The 1,632-nt window shown below is 76.3% G+C and carries 1 protein-coding gene; it reads left to right on the top strand.

What is annotated here, in order from left to right:
• A partial coding sequence (locus tag V7793_RS37305) for a transglutaminase family protein (protein ID WP_336014145.1) occupies positions 1-1,632 on the top strand: 1,632 nt, incomplete at both ends.

Genomic DNA, 1,632 nt, shown 5'->3' with positions numbered 1-1,632 from the left:
TGACCGCCGCGGTGGCCACGCTCGCCGCCTCCTGCGCGATGCTGCCGCTGGTGGACAGGTCGGCCTGGATACTGCAGGCCGCCTTCCTGCTGGCCCTCCAGAGCGTGACGGGCGCCCTCGCCCGCCGGGTGCCGCTGGCCAGGCCGGTGACGGTGGCCGCGCAGGCCCTGGTGACCCTGCTCCTGCTCACCGTGGCCTTCGCCGGCGACCAGGCGGCCGCCGGGCTGCTGCCGGGCCCCGACGTCTTCCGCGAGTTCGGCCAGCTGGTGCAGGAGGGCACCGAGGACGTCGGCCGGTACGCCATCCCCGCGCCGGCGACGGCCGGCATCCGCCTGCTGCTCGTCGGGGGCGTGCTGGTCGTGGGTCTGACGGTGGACGCCGTCGCGGTCACGTACCGCAGCGCCGCCCCCGCCGGGCTGCCGCTGCTCGCCCTGTACTCCGTGGCCGCCGGGCTCGGCCAGGACGGTTCGGGGTGGCTGTGGTTCCTCGCGGCGGCGAGCGGCTATCTGCTGCTGCTCCTGGCCGAGGGCAGGGAGCGGCTCGCCGAGTGGGGCCGGGTCTTCGCCGGCCGCCGGACGGCTCCCCCGGCTCCCGGGCCCCCGCCGGGCCGCGCCTCCACCGGCCCCGTCCGTACGGGCCGGCGCATCGGCGCGCTGGCCCTCGGCATCGCCCTGGTGGTCCCGGCCGTGCTGCCCGCCATGGACAGCGGGCTCTTCGAGCCCCGGGGCCGGAGCGAGGCCGCGGGCTCCGGCCGCGGCGGGCTCACCTCCGTCAAGCCCCTGGTCGCCCTCCAGGACAACCTCAACCAGCCGGCGAACCGCGAGCTGCTGCGCCTGCGCTCCTCCGCCGAGAACACCCGCGACCTCTACCTGCGCATCGTCGCCCTCGACCGCTTCGACGGCTCGTCGTGGCAGACCACCGAGCGCGCCCTGACGGCGCTGCCCGCGGTCCTGCCCACCCCGGCAGGGCTCGCCCCCGGCGTGCGCACCACGCGCATCGACACCACCGTCACGGCCTCCGGCACCTACGCGCAGAACTACCTGCCGCTGCCCTACCCCGCCGAGGAGGTGCGCACCGAGGGCCGCTGGCGGTACGAGCCGGAGGGCCGGATCCTCGCCGGGGAGCGCGGCCAGACCACCCGGGGCGTCCGCTACCAGGTCGCCAGCCTGCAGGTGGAGCCCACGGCGGCGCAGCTCGCGAGCGCCCCCGCGCCCCCGGAGCAGGTGCTGCGGGCCTACACCCAGGTGCCCCGGTCGCTGCCGCCGGTGGTGGCGCAGACGGCCCGGAAGGTGACGGCGGGCTCGGCGAACGCCTATCAGCAGGCGGTCAGGCTGCAGGACTGGTTCTCCGTCGGCGGGGGCTTCCAGTACGACACCCAGGTCGCCTCGGGCACCGGCACGGACGCCGTCGTCCGCTTCCTGGAGGCCAAGCGGGGCTTCTGCATCCACTTCTCGTTCTCGATGGCGGCGATGGCACGGACACTGGGCATCCCCGCGCGCGTGGCGGTCGGCTTCATGCCGGGCACGCCCGTGGCGGACGGCTCGGTGTCCGTCGGGTCCAAGGACGCCCACGCCTGGCCCGAGCTGTACTTCGAGGGTGCCGGGTGGACGCGCTTCGAGCCCACCCCCAGCC

This window comes from Streptomyces sp. KLMMK (assembly GCF_036961605.1).
Lineage (GTDB): Bacteria > Actinomycetota > Actinomycetes > Streptomycetales > Streptomycetaceae > Streptomyces > Streptomyces telluris.
This window is presented reverse-complemented; position numbering and strand designations above follow the sequence as displayed.